At 60.1% G+C, this 1,829-nt stretch carries 2 protein-coding genes; one reads left to right on the forward strand and one right to left on the reverse strand.

Translation table 11 applies throughout. From position 1 onward, the window contains the following. The first annotated feature begins 287 nt into the window (after positions 1-287). Entirely contained in the window at positions 288-1,481 is a 1,194-nt protein-coding gene (locus VZ95_RS17340) for a phage portal protein (RefSeq protein ID WP_052711896.1), read from the forward strand. 3 nt (positions 1,482-1,484) lie between these two features. On the opposite strand, the gene VZ95_RS25925 is transcribed toward VZ95_RS17340, so the two are convergent. After that, the coding region (locus VZ95_RS25925) for a hypothetical protein (protein ID WP_045776975.1) at positions 1,485-1,829 on the reverse strand (345 nt) is incomplete at its 5' end.

The raw sequence follows: 1,829 nt of genomic DNA on the forward strand, positions 1-1,829 counted from the left end.
ATGTGTTTCCAATGCATTTTTATAGGWRAATCGATTTTCAACCGAAGATGGGCGCGCTCGCAATGACAAATAAACTACGAAATAGAATTATTATTGTCACTGTATTTTTAATTATAGTTGCAGTTCTTGTTATTTATACTGAAGATTATGGTAAGATTTTTGCCGGATCTTTGAAATTTATAGCTATAATTTTGAGCGGGCGTTAATCCGCATCGATTATTCCGCCCGCTAAACCGCCCCCTCCGGGCGGTTTTTTTATACCCTTTTTCCTCTCAGGGAGGTTTCCCATGCTGTTCCGTTTCTTTCGGCGGGCCGCGAAGGCGGCGCCGCGTCGGGATCTTTTGGCTTATGCAATCGCATCGTCGCCGGGTCTTGAACCCTCCGTGGCGCTGGGGAGCGGGGCCGCCTATCCCCATTTGGCCGAGCGCTGCCTGCGCCATAATCCGGTGGCGTTTCGCTGCGTGACGATGATCGCGCGGGCGGTGGCGTCGGTGCCCTTCTATCTGCAAACCGCGAAGCGGCAGGAGTTGACCGATCATCCTGCTCTGACGCTGTTGGCGCACCCGTCGCCCCAGGTGAGCACGCGGGCGTTTTTCGAGACGCTCGCCATTCACCTGGTGCTCGACGGCAACGGGTTTATCGATCCGCTCGGCCCGCCGGGGCTACCGCCGCAGGAATTGCACCTATTGCGCCCCGACCGGGTTTCGATCCGCGCGGGAAGCCAGGGCTTGCCAATCTACCGGGTCACGCGCGGCGCGCGGACGGAGGAACTTTCCCCCGATCCGCTCGACGCGCGCCTGCCGCTGATCCACCTGCGGCGCGGCGGTGTTGGGGCCGATGGCGCGGGCGGCATCGGGCGCGGGCAGGGCGATGGCGAGGCAGCACTATCAGCTATCGCCGCCCATGATCTTGCCGGGCAGTGGAACGCCGCCCTCTTGGAAAACGGTGCGCGCCCGAGCCTCGCGCTCATCTACGAGCCCAAGGACGGCAGCCCCGCCAGCCTCTCGGAAGAACAGTTCCAGCGCCTCAAAACCGAACTCCACACGCTCCATTCCGGCGCGGCGAAAGCGGGGTCGGTGATGCTGCTCGACGGCGGCCTGACCGCGAAAGAACTCTCGCTGTCGCCGAAAGATATGGATTGGCTCGCGGGGCGGCGGCAAGCCGCGCTTGATATCGCCACGGCTTTCGGCGTGCCCGCACAGCTCGTCGGCATTCCCGACGCGCAGACTTATGCGAATATGGAGCAAGCGCGCCTGAGCTTTTGGGAAGATAGCGTGCTGCCGCTCGCGCGCCTTATCGCCGATGGTCTCTCCGAGCATCTCCTGTCGCGCTTCGAGCCCGGTTTGCGCTTGAGCTTGGACGAAGACGCCATTCCCGCCCTCGCCAGCCAGCGCCTTGCGACTTACGAAAAACTCAGCCATGCCGATTTTCTGACCGATGCGGAAAAGCGGGCTGCCGTTGGCTATGCCCGCCTTCCTTGAAACTCAGCCCAGCTTGCGGCAGCAATACAGGCGGTTCTGCCCGAAGTGGCCGAAGGCGCTTGGTTTCACCGCCGATATGCCCCGGTTCAGAGTGGCGGCAGCCTTGACGATGGGATGATCGTAATCGACCGTGCCGCCATTGATAGCGGGGACGAGGACGTACAACAGCAGATCGTGGAGGGAGATGAAATCCTCGGTTTCCACCAACTCCAGGCCCGCGCCGGGAAGAGGACTGAAAATCGTCGCCTCATCGAAAAACAGATTGTAGTCCGCGTGCTGGCGCGGCGGCAGATCGAAGACCTCTCGGCATTGGTTCTGCTGATTAAAGGTGTTGATCGAATTTTCGAT

This window comes from Elstera litoralis (assembly GCF_000963705.1).
Lineage (GTDB): Bacteria > Pseudomonadota > Alphaproteobacteria > Elsterales > Elsteraceae > Elstera > Elstera litoralis.

Coding starts and splice junctions, on each gene's coding strand:
- VZ95_RS17340 (WP_052711896.1), top strand. CDS start 288: ATGCTGTTCCGTTTCTTTCGGCGGGCCGCGAAGGCGGCGCCGCGTCGG.